This window comes from Micromonospora sp. KC207 (assembly GCF_004348615.1).
GTDB lineage: Bacteria > Actinomycetota > Actinomycetes > Mycobacteriales > Micromonosporaceae > Micromonospora.
Genome location: NZ_SMKJ01000152.1, coordinates 1 through 16348 on the forward strand (window position 1 = coordinate 1; position 16348 = coordinate 16348).

At 73.6% G+C, this 16348-nt stretch carries 16 protein-coding genes and 1 other RNA gene; 8 read left to right on the forward strand and 9 right to left on the reverse strand.

Annotation, left to right across the window (positions count from 1 at the left end; genetic code table 11):
• Positions 1 to 368 (forward strand): hypothetical protein (locus tag E1258_RS33480; protein ID WP_165949839.1); only part of this gene is annotated, 368 nt, incomplete at its 5' end.
• Between the two features lie 189 nt (positions 369 to 557).
• Here the strand turns inward: E1258_RS33480 and npdG are convergent.
• From npdG to E1258_RS19320, 4 genes are all read right to left on the reverse strand, one after another.
• Positions 558 to 1256: an NADPH-dependent F420 reductase gene (gene npdG / locus E1258_RS19305; RefSeq protein WP_132403155.1), complete on the reverse strand. Its 699-nt coding sequence runs from the start codon at positions 1254 to 1256 to the stop codon at positions 558 to 560.
• An 81-nt stretch (positions 1257 to 1337) separates the two neighbouring features.
• Positions 1338 to 2771, reverse strand: coding sequence for an RNB domain-containing ribonuclease (locus E1258_RS19310; protein ID WP_132403158.1), 1434 nt, complete (start codon positions 2769 to 2771; stop codon positions 1338 to 1340).
• Between the two features lie 54 nt (positions 2772 to 2825).
• Positions 2826 to 3680 carry a histone gene (locus E1258_RS34000; RefSeq protein ID WP_207919627.1) on the reverse strand — a complete coding sequence of 285 codons (855 nt, stop codon included), beginning with the start codon at positions 3678 to 3680 and terminating at the stop codon, positions 2826 to 2828.
• A gap of 82 nt (positions 3681 to 3762) precedes the next feature.
• Complete coding sequence (locus E1258_RS19320; RefSeq protein ID WP_036372683.1) at positions 3763 to 3966, reverse strand: hypothetical protein; 204 nt, start codon at positions 3964 to 3966, stop codon at positions 3763 to 3765.
• A gap of 290 nt (positions 3967 to 4256) precedes the next feature.
• On the opposite strand from E1258_RS19320, the gene E1258_RS19325 reads away from it, so the two are divergent.
• The 6 genes from E1258_RS19325 (at position 4257) to E1258_RS19350 (ending at position 10716) form a co-directional block, all read left to right on the forward strand.
• Entirely contained in the window at positions 4257 to 5033 is a 777-nt protein-coding gene (locus tag E1258_RS19325; RefSeq protein ID WP_132403160.1) for a nucleotidyltransferase domain-containing protein, read from the forward strand.
• Positions 5034 to 5139: 106 nt separating this feature from the next.
• Positions 5140 to 6363, forward strand: coding sequence for a S8 family peptidase (locus tag E1258_RS19330; protein ID WP_132403163.1), 1224 nt, complete (start codon positions 5140 to 5142; stop codon positions 6361 to 6363).
• Between the two features lie 295 nt (positions 6364 to 6658).
• On the forward strand, positions 6659 to 7279 hold the full coding sequence (locus E1258_RS19335) for a hypothetical protein (protein ID WP_132403166.1): 621 nt from the start codon (positions 6659 to 6661) through the stop codon (positions 7277 to 7279).
• 238 nt (positions 7280 to 7517) lie between these two features.
• Entirely contained in the window at positions 7518 to 9026 is a 1509-nt protein-coding gene (locus tag E1258_RS19340) for a SulP family inorganic anion transporter (protein ID WP_132403169.1), read from the forward strand.
• 104 nt (positions 9027 to 9130) lie between these two features.
• Positions 9131 to 10054, forward strand: a complete 924-nt coding sequence (locus E1258_RS19345; protein ID WP_132403172.1) for a DMT family transporter — start codon at positions 9131 to 9133, stop codon at positions 10052 to 10054.
• A complete protein-coding gene (locus E1258_RS19350; protein ID WP_132403175.1) occupies positions 10051 to 10716 on the forward strand; it encodes an HAD family hydrolase in 666 nt (221 codons plus the stop codon). The genes E1258_RS19345 and E1258_RS19350 overlap by 4 nt, the downstream gene beginning before the upstream one ends.
• A gap of 53 nt (positions 10717 to 10769) precedes the next feature.
• Here E1258_RS19350 and rnpB read toward each other — a convergent pair.
• Positions 10770 to 11184: RNase P RNA component class A (gene rnpB / locus E1258_RS19355), an RNA gene on the reverse strand.
• Between the two features lie 167 nt (positions 11185 to 11351).
• On the opposite strand from rnpB, the gene E1258_RS19360 reads away from it, so the two are divergent.
• Positions 11352 to 12113: a sulfite exporter TauE/SafE family protein gene (locus E1258_RS19360; RefSeq protein WP_132403178.1), complete on the forward strand. Its 762-nt coding sequence runs from the start codon at positions 11352 to 11354 to the stop codon at positions 12111 to 12113.
• Between the two features lie 98 nt (positions 12114 to 12211).
• On the opposite strand, the gene mctP is transcribed toward E1258_RS19360, so the two are convergent.
• From mctP to E1258_RS19380, 4 genes are all read right to left on the reverse strand, one after another.
• Positions 12212 to 13867 (reverse strand): monocarboxylate uptake permease MctP, encoded by a 1656-nt coding sequence (mctP, locus tag E1258_RS19365; protein WP_036372689.1) that lies wholly within the window; start codon positions 13865 to 13867, stop codon positions 12212 to 12214.
• Between the two features lie 58 nt (positions 13868 to 13925).
• Positions 13926 to 14168, reverse strand: a complete 243-nt coding sequence (locus E1258_RS19370) for a DUF3311 domain-containing protein (protein ID WP_036372692.1) — start codon at positions 14166 to 14168, stop codon at positions 13926 to 13928.
• A gap of 203 nt (positions 14169 to 14371) precedes the next feature.
• Positions 14372 to 15604: a bifunctional RNase H/acid phosphatase gene (locus E1258_RS19375; RefSeq protein ID WP_132403181.1), complete on the reverse strand. Its 1233-nt coding sequence runs from the start codon at positions 15602 to 15604 to the stop codon at positions 14372 to 14374.
• Between the two features lie 5 nt (positions 15605 to 15609).
• Positions 15610 to 16347, reverse strand: a complete 738-nt coding sequence (locus E1258_RS19380; RefSeq protein WP_007072309.1) for a zinc ribbon domain-containing protein — start codon at positions 16345 to 16347, stop codon at positions 15610 to 15612.
• Between the last annotated feature and the right edge of the window lies 1 nt (position 16348).

The following is a 16348-nucleotide window of genomic DNA, read 5'->3' on the forward strand; positions in this document are numbered from 1 at the left end:
CCTCCCCCACAGCCGCACCCTCCACCGCCGCCGCCGATCCCGCGGCCGACAAGAAGCTCTGCCAGGCGGCGAAGAAGATCGGCGACGACTCGAAGGCGGCGCTGGTGAAGGTCGTGACGTCGGGCGGGGATCCGACGCCGGCGCTGAAGAAGGCGTACACCGAGATGGCGGACGGGATGGCGGACGTGGTCGCCACGGGCGGCTCCGGCAGCGAGGCCGCCGCCGCGCTGGCGGCGTTCGGCGCGGAGGCCCGCAAGGTGGCGAGCGCCTCGGACGTAACCGCCGCCGCGGACAGCCCCGTCCTGGAGAAGACCGGGGCGAGAGCCAACGTCGCCTGCAAGAAGACCGGCGTCAGCCTGAACTTCTGACCCGAGGGTCTGACCTGGTCCCGTCGGTCGCGGCGTGCCACGACCGGCGGGATCCGTCGCACCCGAGCGGACCGGTGCCGCTGTGAAGAGAATCGACCGTCGACCAGCTTCAACTCGAAGGCGCGCTCCTCGGGCACAGACCAGGCCCGATCCTCATCCTTCGAGGCGGCCCGGGGCAGGCCATGGATTTCAGAGGTCGGTGACGCGGATGCCGGCGTGGGCCTTGTAACGCTTGTTGATCGCGATCAGGTTGGCCGTGAACGCCTCGATCTGGTGGGCGTTGCGCAGCCGGCCGGCGTAGATGCCACGCATCCCGGGGATCCGGGCGGCGAGCGCGCCCACGACGCCCACCAGCTCGCGGTCCTCGGTGCAGATCAGCACGTCGAGGTCGATCCGGTCGATCGCCGGGTCGGCCAGCAGCGGGGCACTGACGTGGTTGAACGCGGCACAGACCCGGGAGTCGGGCAGCAGGGCGGCGGCCTGCTGGGCGGCGCTGCCCTCGGCGACGGCCAGCGCGTACGGGCCCTGCCGGTCGAAGCCGAGCGGGTTGACGCAGTCGACGACGATCTTGCCGGCGAGCGGCTCGGCCAGGGCCGCGACGGTGGCCGCGTGCCCGTCCCACGGCACCGCGATCACGACCACGTCGCTGCGCCGGGCGACCTCCTCGTTGCCGGCCCCGGCGACCTCGACACCGGGGGACACGCCACGCAGCGCCGCGATCTCGACGGCGGCCTCGGCGGCACGCTCGGACGACCGGGAGCCGATCAGCACGGACTGCCCGGCGCGGGCGAACCGGTAGGCCAGGCCCCGGCCCTGGTCGCCGGTGCCGCCGATGATGCCGACGGTCAGCCCGGACACGTCGGGCAGCGTGCTCGCGTCGTATGCCATGCGCCCATCCTCGCAAATCACGCGGGCCGGCAGCAGCGCCGGACGCTGTGCGAAACCCCACCGATTCGGCGGTGCCCACCGTCAGGCCAGCGCGAAGAGGACCTTCCGGGTGGTCGGGTCGGCCTCGACCAGCCGGACCCGGACCCGCTCGCCCAGGGGCAGCACCCCGGTGCAGCGGGCCCGCACCGGCGGGGCGTCCAGCGCCACCGTTCCGCCGGGCTGCCGGGCCGGCCTCGGCCGGTCGTTCGGCGGCGCGTCCACGTCGAGCACCGCCGCGTCGAAGGTTTCGCCGACCCGGTGCGCCAGCAGCACCGCCTCGGCCAGCTCGACGGCGGCCCGGGTGGCCGCGCCGGCCCTCCGGTCGGTCGCGGCCATCACCTGCGGCAGCTTCGGCAGCGCCGCCCGGGCCCAGTCGGGCACCGGCCGGCCGGCGTGCAGGGCCAGGCAGACCTCGGTGGCGTACCGGTCGGCCAGCCGGCGCAACGGTGCCGTGACGTGGGCGTACGCGGCGGCGACCCCGCCGTGCTCCGGCCGGTCGGGCACCGCGCCGTCGAACGCGGCGTACGCGGCCCCGCGCATCAGCTCGGCCGCCTGGTCGACGAACGCGGCGACCCGGGGCTCCGAGGCGTCCAGCCCGGCCAGCACCTCACCCAGGCTGACGCCGGCCGACCAGTCGACGCCCAGCGGGGCGGCGGCGGTGCGCAGCCGGGCCACCGCCTCCGGCCTCGGCTGCGGCATGGTACGCAGCAGGCCGATCCCGCCGGCCAGCATGATGTCGGCGGCGGCCATCCCGGTGAGCAGGGAGATCTGGGCGTTGTGCTCCTCAATCGGGACCGGGCCACGCAGCATCAGCCGCCAGCCGTCGCCGTCCGGTTCGACGTCCTGCTCGGGCAGCGGCAGGTTGATCGCGCCCCGGCGCAGGCCGCGCGCGGTGAGCAGGGCACCGAGCTCGGGCAGCAGGGCGATCGGCTCGGGCAGCCGGCCGGCGTCGGCGTCGGCCTGGACGCCGACGTAGTCCAGCTTGGCGCGGCTGCGTACCAGGGCGCGTTCCAGCGCGACGGCGACCGTGCCGCCGTCAGGGGCGAGGTCGATGGTCCACACCACGGCTGCCCGGTTCTCGCCGGGCAGCAGGCTGGCCGCGCCCTCGCTGAGGGTCTCCGGGTGCAGGGGCACATTGCCGTCGGGCAGGTACACGGTCTGCCCGCGCCGCCAGGTCTCCTCCTCCAGCGCGCCGCCGGGGCGCACGTGCGCGGCGACGTCCGCGATGGCGTACCGGACCCGGAAGCCGCCATCGGGGCGGCGGGCGAGGTGCATCGCCTGGTCGAGATCCCGCGAGGTAGCCGGGTCGACAGTGACGAACGGGACGTCGGTGTGGTCGACGGCGGGCCGGGGCGGCGCGGCGGCCGCCGCCTCGGCCTCGCGCTGCGCTGCGGGCGGGAACCCCTCGGGCAGTTCCAGCTCGCGGCGCAGCGCGCCGAAGTCGATGCGGGGCGCGAGGACGCGTCGGATCACCACGGGGTCAATCCTGACAGCGCGGCGGCTCATCCGCTCCCCCGCACGGCGGCAGGGTCAGCCGGTGGCCCTCCGGGCGGCGGTGCGGGCGCCGCGCGGCGCGGCGGCCCGGGCCGCCGCCGTACGGGCCGGCGCGCTCCTGGCCGTGGTGGTCTTCCGCGCCGTGGTCTTCCGCGCCGTGGTCTTCCGCGCAGCGGGGACCTTCTTCGCGGTGGCCTTCTTCGCCGCCTTGCGGGCGGTGGTCGACGAGGTGGCCGTCGCCTTCTTCGCCGGGGCCTTCTTCGCCGGGGCCTTCCGGGCGGCGGCCGTGCGGGCACCGCCGGTGGGCCGGGTCGAGGTGGTCTTCCGGACGGTGGTCTTCTTCGCCGGGGCCTTCTTCGCCGCCGTGGTAGTCCGCTTCGCCGCCGTCGCCCCGGTGGTGCTCTTCGCGGCCTTCCTCGCTGGGGCCTTCCTCGTCAAGGCCGTCGCGGCGCTGGTCTTGGCGGCGGTGGTCTTGGCGGCCGTGGTCTTCTTCACGGTGGTCCCCGCGGCGGTGGCCTTCTTCGCGAGGGCCTGCTTCGCGGCGGCGACCTTCTTCGCGGGGGCCTTCTTCGCGGCGGCGACCTTCTTCGCGGGGGCCTTCTTCGCGGTGGTCCTCGTGGCGGGTGCCTTTTTCGCGGGGGCCTTGCTGCTGACCGGGGCCTTCTGGGCCGCGATCTTCGTGGCGGCGGTCTTCCTCGCGGCCGCCCTCTTCGCCGGCACCCGGCCGGCCCCGGCTCCGGAGGCGTTCGGTGATGCCTTGGTCACGGTCGACTGCCGGGCCGCCGGGGTGGCGGCCCGGGCAGTGCCCGTAGCCCGTCCGGCCGCAGAGGTCTTCTTCGCGGTCGTACGTTTGGCGGCCGGGCGGGTGGTGGCCTTTTGTGCTTCGGCCATCTCGGTTCCCTCCTTGGGGACATGCGCTCGCGTGCCTCCTCTCGGGGCACGGAGTTCCTCGGCGCGGGCCGTCCCGCGCCGCCTATCTGTCCTCCCCGGCCCAACGGGCGTCCTCGGCGTCCCACGCGTCGTTGCGCTCCCGCACCTGCTGCAGGGCGTTCTCCGCGTCGGCGGCCGAGGCGTACGGCCCGAGCACGTGCCGCGCCGCGCAGACGTCGGCCTCGGTCTCGACCCGGTGGTGTCGCGTGCACCAGTAGTAGTGCCCACCACTTCCGCTGTCGCTCATGGGATCACTGTGCACCGCACACCGCCCGGCCGCCACCGGTTCAGGCAAACAGTCGCCGATGTCTTCCACAGTAGACGCGCTGGCCGGCCGCCGGGCCGAAACGGCAAAACCGCCGGATAAGGCGGTGTGGGTGGAGAGCGGCGGCGGCCGGTTGAGGGGGTTCCTGTCCCCTACCGACCGCCCTGGGACACTTCATATCAGCCTCGCCGCCCTGCTGGACCGCCTTTGACCGGGTCGCACGACCGGGACTGCCCGGGACGGGGGCCCGGGCAGCGCGGCACAATGCCTCGGTGGACCCGGAGGTGAAGCGCTACCTGGCGGAGCTGGTCGCCACGGCCGGGGACGTGCTCGGCGACGACCTCGTCGGGGCGTACGCGGCCGGTTCGGTGGCCCTCGGGGCGTACCAACCGGGGCGCAGCGACGTCGACGTGGCGTTGCTGTGCGCGCGGGCCCTGGCGGACGGGCGCAAGCGGGAGTTGGTCGCCCGGCTGCGGCACGAGGTTCTGCCCTGCCCCGCACGCGGGCTGGAACTGGTCGTCTACCACCGCGAGGTGGCCCGGTCGGGCACCCCGGAGCCGGGATTCGAGGTGGAGCTGAACACCGGTGCGGGGATGCCGTCGCGGGTGACCTGGTCCGGCGACGAGCGGCCGGCCTCCGACGGCCGGTTCTGGTACGGGCTGGACCGCAGCATCCTGCACTCCCGCGGGCTGACCCTGGCCGGGCCGCCGGCCGGCGAGGCGTTCGCCGACATGACGCCGGCCGACCTGCGCCGGCTGCTGGTGGACGCGCTGACGTGGTGGCTGGCGCTGCCGACCCCGCCCGGGGACGAGCCGGCGGCCGGCGCCGAGGACGCGGTGCTCGGCGCCTGCCGCGCGCTGGTGCGCTGCCGCGACGGGATCTGGCTGCCCAAGGTGGCAGCGGGGCGGCGGGTGATCGGGTGGGGGCATCCGGCGTCGGGCCTGATCGAGCGGGCGATCGCGGCCCGGCACGGTGGTCCGCCACCCGGTGGCCGAACGGCCCGCGCGTTCCAGCAGGGTGCGCGTGATGGGATTCGCGCGATGCTATGACCTATTCGATATATAGCCGCTTGTAGATCACTGGATAGCCTGTCATCAGGATCTCAGACCGCGTAAGTCCAGCTCCCGCGCGGTCGACGACAGAGGAGACCGATAGATGACGTTGTCCCGCAAGGCCGCCACCCTCGGCGTGTTGACCGCATCGGCGCTGGCCACCACCATGATCGGCAGCCCGGTGTCCGCAGCACCGGCGGCCGGCGATATCCGCCACGCCGGTGGCGCCACGGCCGTCCCCTCCAGCTACATCGTCGTCCTGAAGGACAGCGCCGTCGGAGGCAAGGCCGGCACCCGCTCCGCCGCCGTCTCCCGCTCCGCCAGCAGCCTGGCCAAGCAGTTCGGCGGCAGCATCGCCCAGGTGTACGGCGCGGCACTCAACGGCTTCGAGGTGCGGCTGTCCGAGTCCGCCGCGAAGCGCCTGGCTGCGCACCCGTCCGTCGCCTGGGTCGAGCAGAACCACGAGGTCAGCATCCAGACCACGCAGGCGAACCCGCCGTGGGGGCTGGACCGCACCGACCAGGCGGCCCTGCCGCTGAGCAACTCGTACAACTACACCAGCACCGGCACCGGCGTGACGGCGTACATCATCGACACGGGCATCCGCACCAGCCACAACGACTTCGGCGGCCAGGCCGTCGACGGGTACGACGCTGTCGACAACGCCCTGCCGGCGGCCGACTGCAACGGCCACGGCACCCACGTCGCCGGCACCGTCGGCGGCACCTCGTACGGCGTGGCCAAGAACGTCAAGCTCGTCGCCGTGCGGGTGCTCAACTGCCGTGGCCGGGGCACCAACGCCGGCGTCATCGGCGGGGTCGACTGGGTGACCTCCAACCACCAGGCCGGCCAGCCGGCGGTGGCGAACATGAGCCTCGGCGGCTCGGTGAACTCGTCGCTGGACACCGCCGTGGCGAACTCCATCGCAGACGGGGTCACCTACGCGGTGGCCGCCGGCAACTCCAACGCCAACGCCTGCTCCTCCTCGCCGGCCGCCGTCCCCGCCGCGATCACCGTCGGGGCGACGCAGAACAACGACGCGCGGGCCGACTTCTCCAACTACGGCACCTGCCTGGACATCTTCGCCCCGGGCGTGAACGTGCTGTCCGCCTGGTACAACAGCAACACCGCCACCAACACCATCAGCGGCACCTCGATGGCCGCCCCGCACGTGGCCGGCGCCGCCGCCCGCGTGCTGTCCAACAACCCGACCTGGACCCCGGCCCAGGTCGCCGCGCACCTGACCACCACGGCCACCGCCGGCGTGGTGACCAGCCCCGGCACCGGTTCTCCGAACCGCCTGCTGTACGTCTCCCCCGCGAGCTGATTCCCCATCTTCGAGTGCGGCCCCGGAGCGCCCGATCGCTCCGGGGCCGCACCACGTCCGGGGTCAGGCCGCGACGGCCCGGGACCAGGCAGTGATGTGCCCGGAGTCAGGGCCGTGACGACTCTTGTCGCCACGGCCACCATCACCCGCCCGGCAGCCCCGGGGCACTTTCCGGAACAGGACCCGTGGCATGCAATAATCCGTTAAAACAGCCGTAACCGACACCCCCGGCCGGGAGTTCTACTGTGTGTTAGCACGCGGCCACGCGTGCATGTACCGGCCTGGGGGGTGAGCGGTGCAGCGCATACTCGTTGCCGTCGCCCTCGCCCCGTTGCTCGGCTGCGCGCTCCTGCTGCACATCGGCCTCGTCTGCCTTGCCCCGATGAACACCGCCGCCCTGGACACCGTCGCGGCCACCGGGCCCATCGCGACCACCCGGCCCGCCCTGCCGAAGGTGACCGGGCCCACCGTTGCGATCGGGCCGATCGTGGCCGTCGAGTCCAGCGGCACCGCCAGGCCGAGGGTTACCGGGCCCGCCGTTACGACCGGGTCCACCGTGGCCCTTGAGGCCAGCGTGACCGACGGTTTCGACCCGGCCGTCCGGCACCGCGCGGCGTCGCGGACCGGGCGGGCCGGGCGGGTCACCCTGGAGGCGTACCGCCTGGTGACCACGCTCGCCGCACGCACCGACCAGTCACCGGACCCCACCGTCGTGCCCCGCTTCGACGGGAAGGCGTGCGGGTCGGCCACTCGCTCCGGCCGGGGCAACCAGAGCACCGACCGCCGCGACCCCGGGCCGCAGGCATCGTCGGCCCTGCCCGACGCCACCGTCCGCCGGGACAACACCGCCGACGGGCGCCCCGTCACCGCCGACGCCGGCCCCGACCCGATCCGGCTGAGCGTTCTGCGCTGCTGACTGGCGCGAGCGGGATCCCGGCCGCCCGCTGACGCGGGCGGCGTACGGCGACGGGTGACGACGACGTTCCCAGGCCGGTCGGGCACTCCCCGCAAACCTGACGACCACGCGCGTCACCCTCCGGCCGCCCGCGCCGCCGACACCCGTACCCCCGGCTCAGCCGGCGGTTCGACCAGCCGGCGGCCGGCGGCGGTGGCCAACCCGTTGCCCGCTCACCCCGCACTCCCGGATGTGAACGATGTCGCCTATCCTCCCGCCCTGGCGCACGCTGCGCGCCGACCTGTCCGCCTCCGTCGTCGTCTTCCTCGTCGCCCTGCCGCTCTGCGTGGGCATCGCCGTCGCCTCCGGCGTGCCGGCCGAACTCGGCCTGGTCACCGGCATCGTGGGCGGCATCGTCGTGGGATGCATGCCGGGCAGCAGCATACAGGTCAGCGGCCCCGCCGCCGGCCTGACGGTGCTGGTCGCCGAGGCGGTGGACCGCTACGGCCTCGCCGGCCTCGGCACGATCGTCTTGGTCGCCGGGCTGCTCCAGGTCGGCCTGGGGCTGCTGCGGCTCGGCCGCTGGTTCCGCGCCATCACCGTGTCTGTGGTGCAGGGCATGCTCGCCGGCATCGGCCTGCTGCTGATCGCCGGGCAGCTCTACGTCCTGGCCGGTGCCGCCACGCCACACTCCGGGCTGGGGAAGTTCACCGGCCTGCCGGGGCTGGTGAGCGAGGTCGCCACGTCAGCCTCGGCACTGATCTCGCTCGTCGTGGGCGGGGCGACCATCGTCGTGATGGTGTTCTGGGACAGCCTGCCCGGCCGGCTGCGGACGGTCCCCGGCGCGCTCGTCGCCGTCGTGGCGGCGGCCGCGGTGACCGCCGCGCTCGGGCTGCCCGTCGACACCATCGAGGTCGAGGGACTGCTCGCGGCGATGCAGCCGTCCCTCGGGCACTGGGGCACCCTCACGGACCTCGGCGTGCTCGCCACCATCGCCACGTTCACCCTGGTCGCCTCGGCGGAGAGCCTGTTCAGCGCGGCGGCCGTCGACCGGCTGCACCAGGGCCCCCGCACCGACTTCGACAAGGAACTCGTGGCGCAGGGCACCGGGAACGCGATCTGTGGCCTGCTCGGCGCCCTGCCGATGACCGCCGTCATAGTCCGCAGCTCCGCCAACGTGCGGGCCGGGGCGCGGACGAAGGCGTCCCGGGTGCTGCACGGGCTGTGGCTGCTGCTGTTCGCTGCCGCCGCGCCCGGCCTGATCGGGCTGATCCCGCTGCCCGCGCTCGCCGCCGTTCTCATCCACGCCGGGGTCAAGCTGCTGCCGCTGCGGGCGATGCCTCAGCTGTGGCGGGACCACCGGGGCGAGGCGGTGGTGCTGGCGGTGACCGCCCTGGCCATCCTCACCACGGACATGTTCACCGGCGTGCTCGTCGGCCTCGGCCTGGCCGTGGTCAAAACCGCGTGGGAGACGTCGCACATCCGGCTCACCGTGCACGACGCCGACCCGGGCCCGATCGAGGTCACGATCACCGGCAACGCCACATTCCTGCGGCTGCCCACCATCCTCACCACGCTGAACGACCTGCCCGCCGACCGCACCGTACGGCTGGACCTGCGCGGGCTGCGGCACGTCGACCACGCCTGCCGGACCGCGCTGGACACCTGGATCGAGACGCACAACGGCAACGCGGGCGTGTCGGTGCACGTCGTGGCCCCGCGCCCTGCGGAGGACGACCGCCCCCACACCGTCGACGCCACGGAGTGACGTGCCGCGCCTGACCAGGGGACGGGTTCGGCCCGTGTCGGCGACGCGGCGGTAGCACGCTCCGCCACCGCCGGGTCCACGCCGGCATCAACTAGGTTGGCCCGGTGGCGACGAGGACGGGGTCCACGCACCGGAGTGCTCGCATCGGGCTGCTCCAGGTGTGCGCGGCTGGCGTCCTGTGGGGCACCGGCGGGCTGGTGGTCACCGTGCTGCACAGCCGTGACGGCCTCGGCGCGATGACGGTCAGCGCATGGCGTACGGCGCTGGCCGCCATCGCCCTGGTCGCTTTCGCCGTGGTGACTCGCCGGTCGGGTGTCGTGCTCGCGACGATGCGCACCCACCCGGTGCTGGCCGTTCTGGTCGGTTGCGGCACCGCCCTGTACCAGGGTCTGTACTTCGGCTCCGTCCTGCTGGTCGGCGTGAGCGTCGCGACCGTCGTCTCGCTCGGACTGGCACCGATCCTGGCCGCCGTCTGGGAGCACGCCGCTGCCCGGTCCCGGCCGTCGATGCGGGAGGCGGGTGTGCTGGCGGCTGCGCTTGCCGGACTCGTGTTGATCAGCGCGACCGCAGGACACGGCTCACCGACGCCCGGCAACCGGCCGGGCCTCGGGCTCGTCCTCGCCGTCGCATCCGGGGCGACGTACGCCGCGACGACGGTGCTGGGGCACACCCTGGCCCAGCGGGTCGACTCCGTGGCCCTGACCACGTGTGCCACCGCCGCCGGGGCACTGGCACTGCTGCCCTTCCTGGCAACCGCCGCCACGGCAGGCCAACCGGTGCTCCCGACCGACCCCGCCTCGCTCGCCCTGCTGGGGTACCTCGGGGTCGCGACGATGGCCCTGGCGTACGGCCTGCTCTACGCCGGGCTGCGGACAACGTCCGGATCGGCCGCCACGGTGGCCACCCTCGTCGAACCGCTCTCCGCCGTCCTCCTCGCGGCGCTGCTCCTGGGCGAGCGCCTCACCGCGCCCGCGCTGCTCGGCGGCGCGCTGATCCTGGCAGCGGTCGTCGCCCTCCACCGAAGATGATCGACCGTGCCCGCGTGATCCTGCTCGACTTCGACGGCCCGGTGTGCAGCATCTTCGCCCGACACCCCGCGTCGACCGTCGCCCACGAGTTGCGCCGGCTGCTCGTCGCCCAGGCCGTGACCCTGCCGCCCGAGATCCTGGCCGAACGCGACCCACTCGCCGTGCTGCGCTTCACCGCAACCACCGGCCGTCCCGCCGTTGTCCGCCTGGTCGACCAGGCGATGACCCGCGAGGAGATCACCGCAGCCCGCACCGCCGAACCGACGCCGTACGGCCGGGAGGTCATCGTCGCCGCCCGGCAGACCGGCCGCCGGGTCGCCGTGGTGTCGAACAACTCGGCCGAGTCCGTCCGCGCCTACCTGAGCGCCCGCCGGCTCACCGCGTACGTACACCCGGTCGTCGGCCGACCCGAGGCCGCCCCCGAACGGATGAAGCCGGACCCCTTCCCGGTGCTGGCCGCCTTGCGGGAGTTGGGCGCCGAACCGGCGGAATGCGTCCTCGTCGGCGACTCGGCCAGTGACATCGAGGCCGCCCACGCCGCCGGAGTCGCCGCCATCGGGTACGCCAACAAGCCCGGCAAGCGCGAACGCCTCGCCGCCGCGGACGCCGTCATCGACAGCATGGCGGAACTGGTGAGCGCCTTCACCGTCGACGAGCGGTAGCACCACCACACCGCGTACCAGAGCCTTGATCAGGTCTCTGAGCAGGTGGGCGACGGACGAGTCGACCTGTACGCCGGATTCTGTGCCCGGCGCGCACCCCTCCCGGGGTCCGCGCCGGCGGCGGCCATCCATCTAGGCCTGCCGTCGCCGGCAGGCTCGTGCGGCCTACCCGCAGACATCGGGCGGGCAGCCCTCAAGCGTCTGCGCTGTGCCGTCACTTGCGGTGACGGCACATTTTGGCCTTGCTCCGGGTGGGGTTTACCGAGCCATCCCGGTCACCCGGGATGCTGGTGGGCTCTTACCCCACCGTTTCACCCTTACCGTCCCGTTGGGGTCGGCGGTCTGTTTTCTGTGGCACTGTCCCGCGGGTCACCCCGGGTTGCCGTTAGCAACCACCCTGCCCTGTGGAGTCCGGACGTTCCTCGGCGACGGGCCGGAGCCCGTCGACGCGACCGCCCGGTCGACTCGTCCGTCGCGCTCTCATCCTAACGACGCCCAGACGCGGGTTATTGCACCCCCTCGGATGCGGCACGACGTGCCCTCGCCGCGCTCCGAGGCCACGAGAAGCCGTCCGTCGGCCCGGTCGATGTAAGTGGCGTGGCCGCGCCGGGTGGGGCGTACTAGCCTCGGGGATCATGGAGCTCTCCGACGCCGCGCTGCTGGTCACCGCCGGTCTCGCCGCGGGCACGGTGAACGCGGTGGCCGGGGGCGGCTCGTTGATCACCTTCCCGACGCTCATCGCGGTCGGCCTGCCGCCCGTGCCGGCGAACGTGACCAACTCCGTGTCGGTCTTCCCCGGCTACGTCGCGAGCGTGGCGGGCAGTCGGCGGGACCTGCCACGCGGGCGGGCGCTGTGGGCGCTGCTGCCGACCACCGTCGTCGGCACGGTCGTCGGTTGCCTGCTGCTGCTGGCCACGCCGGCGCGGGCGTTCGAACTGGTGGTGCCGTTCCTGGTGCTCGGGGCGACCGCCGTGCTGGCGTTCCAGGATCCGCTGCGTCGCCTCGTCGGGCACCCGGCGGACCTGGCGCCGCGCCGTCGTACCGTCACGGTCCAGGCCATGGTCGCGGTCGGCGCGGTGTACGGAGGCTACTTCGGCGCGGCCCTCGGGGTGATGCTGGTGGCCGGCCTGGCGTTGGTGCTGGACGCGACGCTGGCCCGGGTGTCGGCGATCAAGAACGTGCTCTCGGCGGTGGTCGGGCTGACCACGTTGGTGATCTTCGCCGCGTTCGGGCCGGTGAACTGGGCGGGCGTCGCGGTGGTCGCCCCGGCGACCCTGGTCGGGGGGTACGCGGGTGCGCGGCTGGTCCGCCGGCTGCCGCCGGTGGTGCTGAAGACGCTGATCGTGGTGTTCGGCGCGGTCATCGGGTTCTACCTGCTCTACCGGGCGTTCCGCTGACCGGCCCTTGCCGGCGGGGCCGGTGGCCGCGGCGCGCGTGGGCACGCAAGGGCCCCCTGTACAACAGAAAGCGTTGACAAGGGGCCCCTGCTTACAGCTCAGGCGGCGGGTTCGGGGGCGGCGTCGGCGCCCCGGGTCGCGCCGGGGGTGACGCGCGGGTCGCCCTCGTCGGCGAAGTAGTCGTCGCGGGTGGTGCCGTCGGTGCCCTCGGCCACCCGCGCGGCCCGCAGGGCCAGGGTGACCAGGGCGGCGACGACGAGGTTCACCAGCACCGCCACGATCCCGACGTAGATCGTCTTCTTCGTGTCGAAGCCGAAGTCGCCCAGCGGGAACGCGGAGCCGCCGAAGTGGGCGCGCTTCGTCGCCGGGTTGGGGATCTGGTAGAGCATCCACATGCCCAGGCCCATGCCGGCCGCCCAGCCGGCGACCAGCGCGCCCCGGTGGAACCAGCGGGTGTAGAGGCCCAGCGCCACCGCCGGCAGCGTCTGCAGGATGATCACGCCACCGATGAGCTGGAGGTCGATGGAGAACTGCGGGTCGAGGAAGACGATGCAGGCCACCGCGCCGACCTTCACCACCAGCGAGGTGATCTTCGAGACGTTCGCCTCCTGGGCCGGGGTGGCGTCCCGCTTCAGGTACTCCTTGTAGATGTTGCGGGTGAACAGGTTCGCCGCCGCGATCGACATGATCGCCGCCGGCACCAGCGCGCCGATGCCGATGGCCGCGTACGCGACCCCGGCGAACCAGTCGGGGAACTGCTGGTCGAACAGCACCGGCACCACCGTGTTGCTGTCCACGCTGCCGGCGCTGGAGCCGGGCAGCGGCTTCACCCCGGCCGCGATGGCCATGAAGCCGAGCAGCGCGATCAGGCCCAACACCAGACTGTACGCGGGCAGCGCCGACATGTTCCGCTTGATCACGTCCCGGTTCCGGCTGGCCAGCACGCCGGTGATGCTGTGCGGGTAGAGGAACAGCGCCAGCGCCGAGCCGAACGCCAGGGTGACGTACTGGAGCTGGTTGTTGGCGTTGAGCAGGATCCCGTCGTTCGGGTTGGGCGACGCGGCGAACTTCGCCTCGGCGGCGTCGAAGATCGACCCCCAGCCGCCCAGCTTCTGCGGCAGCCAGAGCACCGCCACCAGGATCACGATGTAGATCAGCGTGTCCTTGACGAACGCGATCAGCGCGGGCGCGCGCAGCCCCGACTGGTACGTGTACGCGGCCAGGATCGCGAACGCGATGATGATCGGCAGGTGCCGGGCCAGCGCGCTCTCACCGGTCACCCCCATCGTCTTGAGCACCGCCTCGATGCCGACGAGCTGCAACGCGATGTACGGCATGGTGGCGACGATGCCGGTGATCGCGACGACCAGCGCCAGCACCGGCGAATCGAACCGGCTGCGGACGAAGTCGGCGGGGGTGACGAAACCGTGCCGGTGCGAGACCGACCAGAGCCGGCAGAGCACCAGGAACACCAGCGGGTAGATGACGATCGTGTACGGCACGGCGAAGAACCCGGCCGCGCCGGCCCCGAACATCAGCGCCGGCACCGCCACGAAGGTGTACGCGGTGTAGAGGTCACCGCCGACGAGGAACCAGGTGATCCAGCCGCCGAAGCTGCGCCCGCCCAGCCCCCACTCGTCGAGGTGGGCCATGTCCCTCGGGGCCCGCCACCGGGCCGCCACGAAGCCCATGACGCTGACCAGCAGGAACAGCGCCGTGAAGACGATGATCTCCGTCAGGTGGTCGCGCCACATCACCGGACCTCCTTCGTTCGCGACTGCGGGGCTCGCAGGCCCGGCTCACTCCTCGCGCTCACCGGTCACCCCGCTTCTTCGTCAGCCGGTAGACGAGCGTGGTGGTGGCCACGCCGAGCAGGATGTAGGCCAGTTGCAGCCAGTAGAAGCGCGGGAACCCGAGCACGCGCGGCGAGTCGGCGTTGAAGAAGACCGGGATCAGCGGCACCACGATCGGGATGAACAGCAACCAGTTCCAGGGGCTGTGGTCCTTCGCCCTGGACGACGCCGAGCCGGGTTCCTCCGGTTCTGATGCGCTCATGCGACACACCTCCGGTATTCGTGTCTCCCCATGGACGGCCGGACGTTACGACCCTGTGCCGGGCGTCACGTTCAACCAGCGCCGGGCGGTGCGCCGAGCGGGCTCCGGGCTGCGCCGAACGGCACGCCGGTCGATGTCCCGGGCCCCTCGACGGCGGAAAGGGTGGCCGTTCCCGGGGGAACGGCCACCCTTTGCGGGGTGGGTCAGAGCGCGGTGAGGTGGGCGGTGTCGTTGACCGAGCGGACCGCGACGCCGCCGTCGGGCCACCGGTCCAGCACCGAGATGCCGGCGGCGTCGAGGTAGAGCCGGTGCAGGAACGCGTCGTCGGCGGCGAGGGCCTCGCGCAGCACCAGCTTGATCGGCGAGACGTGCGAGACGACCACCACGGTCTCCCCGGGGTACGCGGCCAGCAGCGCGTCCGTGGCCCGGGCCACCCGGGCGGCGACCTCGGTGAACGACTCACCGTCGGGCGGGGCGACCCGGGTCGAGGCGAGCCAGGCGTCCAGCTCACCCGGCCAGCCCGCGCGCACCTCGGCGAAGGTGCGCCCCTCCCACGCCCCGAAGTCACACTCGATCAGGTCGTCGGCCGTGCGTACCGCGACGGCGTCGCCGAGCGCCCCGGCGATCGCCCGCGCGGTGGCCGTACACCGGGACAGCGGTGAGCTGACCACGGCCACGGCGGCCGGGGCGAGGCCAGCCACCCGGGCGGCCGTGGCCTGCACCTGGGCCCGGCCCCGCGCGGACAGCGGCACATCGCCGCGGCCGGAGTAGCGACGTTGCTCGGTGAACTCGGTTTCGCCGTGCCGGACCAGGATCAGCCGGGTCGCCGTGTCGCTGGGGCGCGGCTCCCAGGAGGCGGGGGTGGTCGCCGGGTCGGTCCCGGCCCCCCGGGTGGCGGCGCGGGCGGCGGCCTCCCGGGCGAGGGCCCGGGCGGGCGAGTCCGGGGCGGCCACCTCGCGCGCCGGCTCGGCGGCCCGGGGCGGTACGGTCGCGGCGCGGGCCGGGCCGGCGGCGGCCGACCCGGTGGCGGCGGCGTCCATCGCGGCGTTGGCGAGGGCATCGGCGTGCCGGTTGCGCTCCCGGGGGATCCACTGGAAGCGCACCGCCGCGAACCGGTCGACCAGCGCCGCGGCCTGCGCGGCGAGCGGCCGTAGCCCCGGGTGCTTGATCTGCCAGCGACCGCACATCTGCTCGACCACCAGCTTGGAGTCCATCCGGGCGTCGACCTCGACCGCGCCCAGCTCGGCGGCGGCCTCCAGGCCGGCGATCAGCCCGCGGTACTCGGCCACGTTGTTGGTGGCCGTGCCGATCGCCTCGGACCGTTCGGCGAGCACCTCGCCGCTGGCCTGGTCCCGGACCACCGCGCCGTAGCCGGCCGGGCCGGGGTTGCCCCGGGACCCGCCGTCGGCCTCGACGACGACCGTGCGCACCGCCATCGCGGCTACAGCCCCGACTCGGTGGTGCGGACCATGATCCGGCGGCACTCCTCGCAGCGCACCACGTCGTCCGGGGCGGCCTTGCGGATGCGGCCCATGTCCGCGCCGTAGAGCTCCAGCCGGCAGCCGCCGCAGCGGGCACCGGTGAGCAGGGCCGCGCCGAGCCCGGTGTCGGCGCGGATCTTGTCGTACAGGGTGACCAGCTCGGCCGGGAGGTCGCCAGCGAGGGGCTGGCGGGCCTGCCGCTTGAACTCCTCCTCCTTGGCGATCTCGGCGAGGGCCTCGTCGCGGCGTCGCTCGGCCGCCACCCGCCGCTCGCGCGCGTCGGCCGCCCGCCGCTCGATCCCGTCGAGTACACCCTGGGCGGTCTCCCGCTGCTCCATCAGCTCCAGCTCGGCGTCCTCCAGGTCGCTCTGCCGGCGGTTGAGCGAGACCAGCTCGTGCTGGAGCGCCTCCAGTTCCCGGGCCGGGCCGGTGCCGGCGGCCAGCCGCGCCTCGTCCTTGCCCTTGCGGGCCCGGACCTGCTCGACGTCCTTCTCGATGCGGGCGATGTCGCGGTCCAGGTCGTCGACGGCGACCTGGGCGCGGACCCGCTCGTCCTCCAGCGCGGACAGTTCCCGGGCGAGGGCCTCCAGCTCGGCCCACTCGGGCAGGGTGCGGCGGCGGTGGGCGAGCTGGGCGAGGGCGGTGTCGATCGCCTGGAGGTCGAGCAGGCGGCGCTGGACCTTCGGGTCAGCCTTCACG

Bases quoted from the DNA above. Each gene is read 5' to 3' on its own strand.
- E1258_RS19340 (WP_132403169.1), top strand. From the start codon at position 7,518: ATGTCGCCTATCCTCCCGCCCTGGCGCACGCTGCGCGCCGACCTGTCC.
- npdG (WP_132403155.1), bottom strand. From the start codon at position 1,256: ATGGCATACGACGCGAGCACGCTGCCCGACGTGTCCGGGCTGACCGTC.
- E1258_RS19350 (WP_132403175.1), top strand. From the start codon at position 10,051: ATGATCGACCGTGCCCGCGTGATCCTGCTCGACTTCGACGGCCCGGTG.
- E1258_RS19360 (WP_132403178.1), top strand. From the start codon at position 11,352: ATGGAGCTCTCCGACGCCGCGCTGCTGGTCACCGCCGGTCTCGCCGCG.
- E1258_RS19330 (WP_132403163.1), top strand. From the start codon at position 5,140: ATGACGTTGTCCCGCAAGGCCGCCACCCTCGGCGTGTTGACCGCATCG.
- E1258_RS19370 (WP_036372692.1), bottom strand. From the start codon at position 14,168: ATGAGCGCATCAGAACCGGAGGAACCCGGCTCGGCGTCGTCCAGGGCG.
- mctP (WP_036372689.1), bottom strand. From the start codon at position 13,867: ATGTGGCGCGACCACCTGACGGAGATCATCGTCTTCACGGCGCTGTTC.
- E1258_RS19375 (WP_132403181.1), bottom strand. From the start codon at position 15,604: ATGGCGGTGCGCACGGTCGTCGTCGAGGCCGACGGCGGGTCCCGGGGC.
- E1258_RS19320 (WP_036372683.1), bottom strand. From the start codon at position 3,966: ATGAGCGACAGCGGAAGTGGTGGGCACTACTACTGGTGCACGCGACAC.
- E1258_RS34000 (WP_207919627.1), bottom strand. From the start codon at position 3,680: ATGGCCGAAGCACAAAAGGCCACCACCCGCCCGGCCGCCAAACGTACG.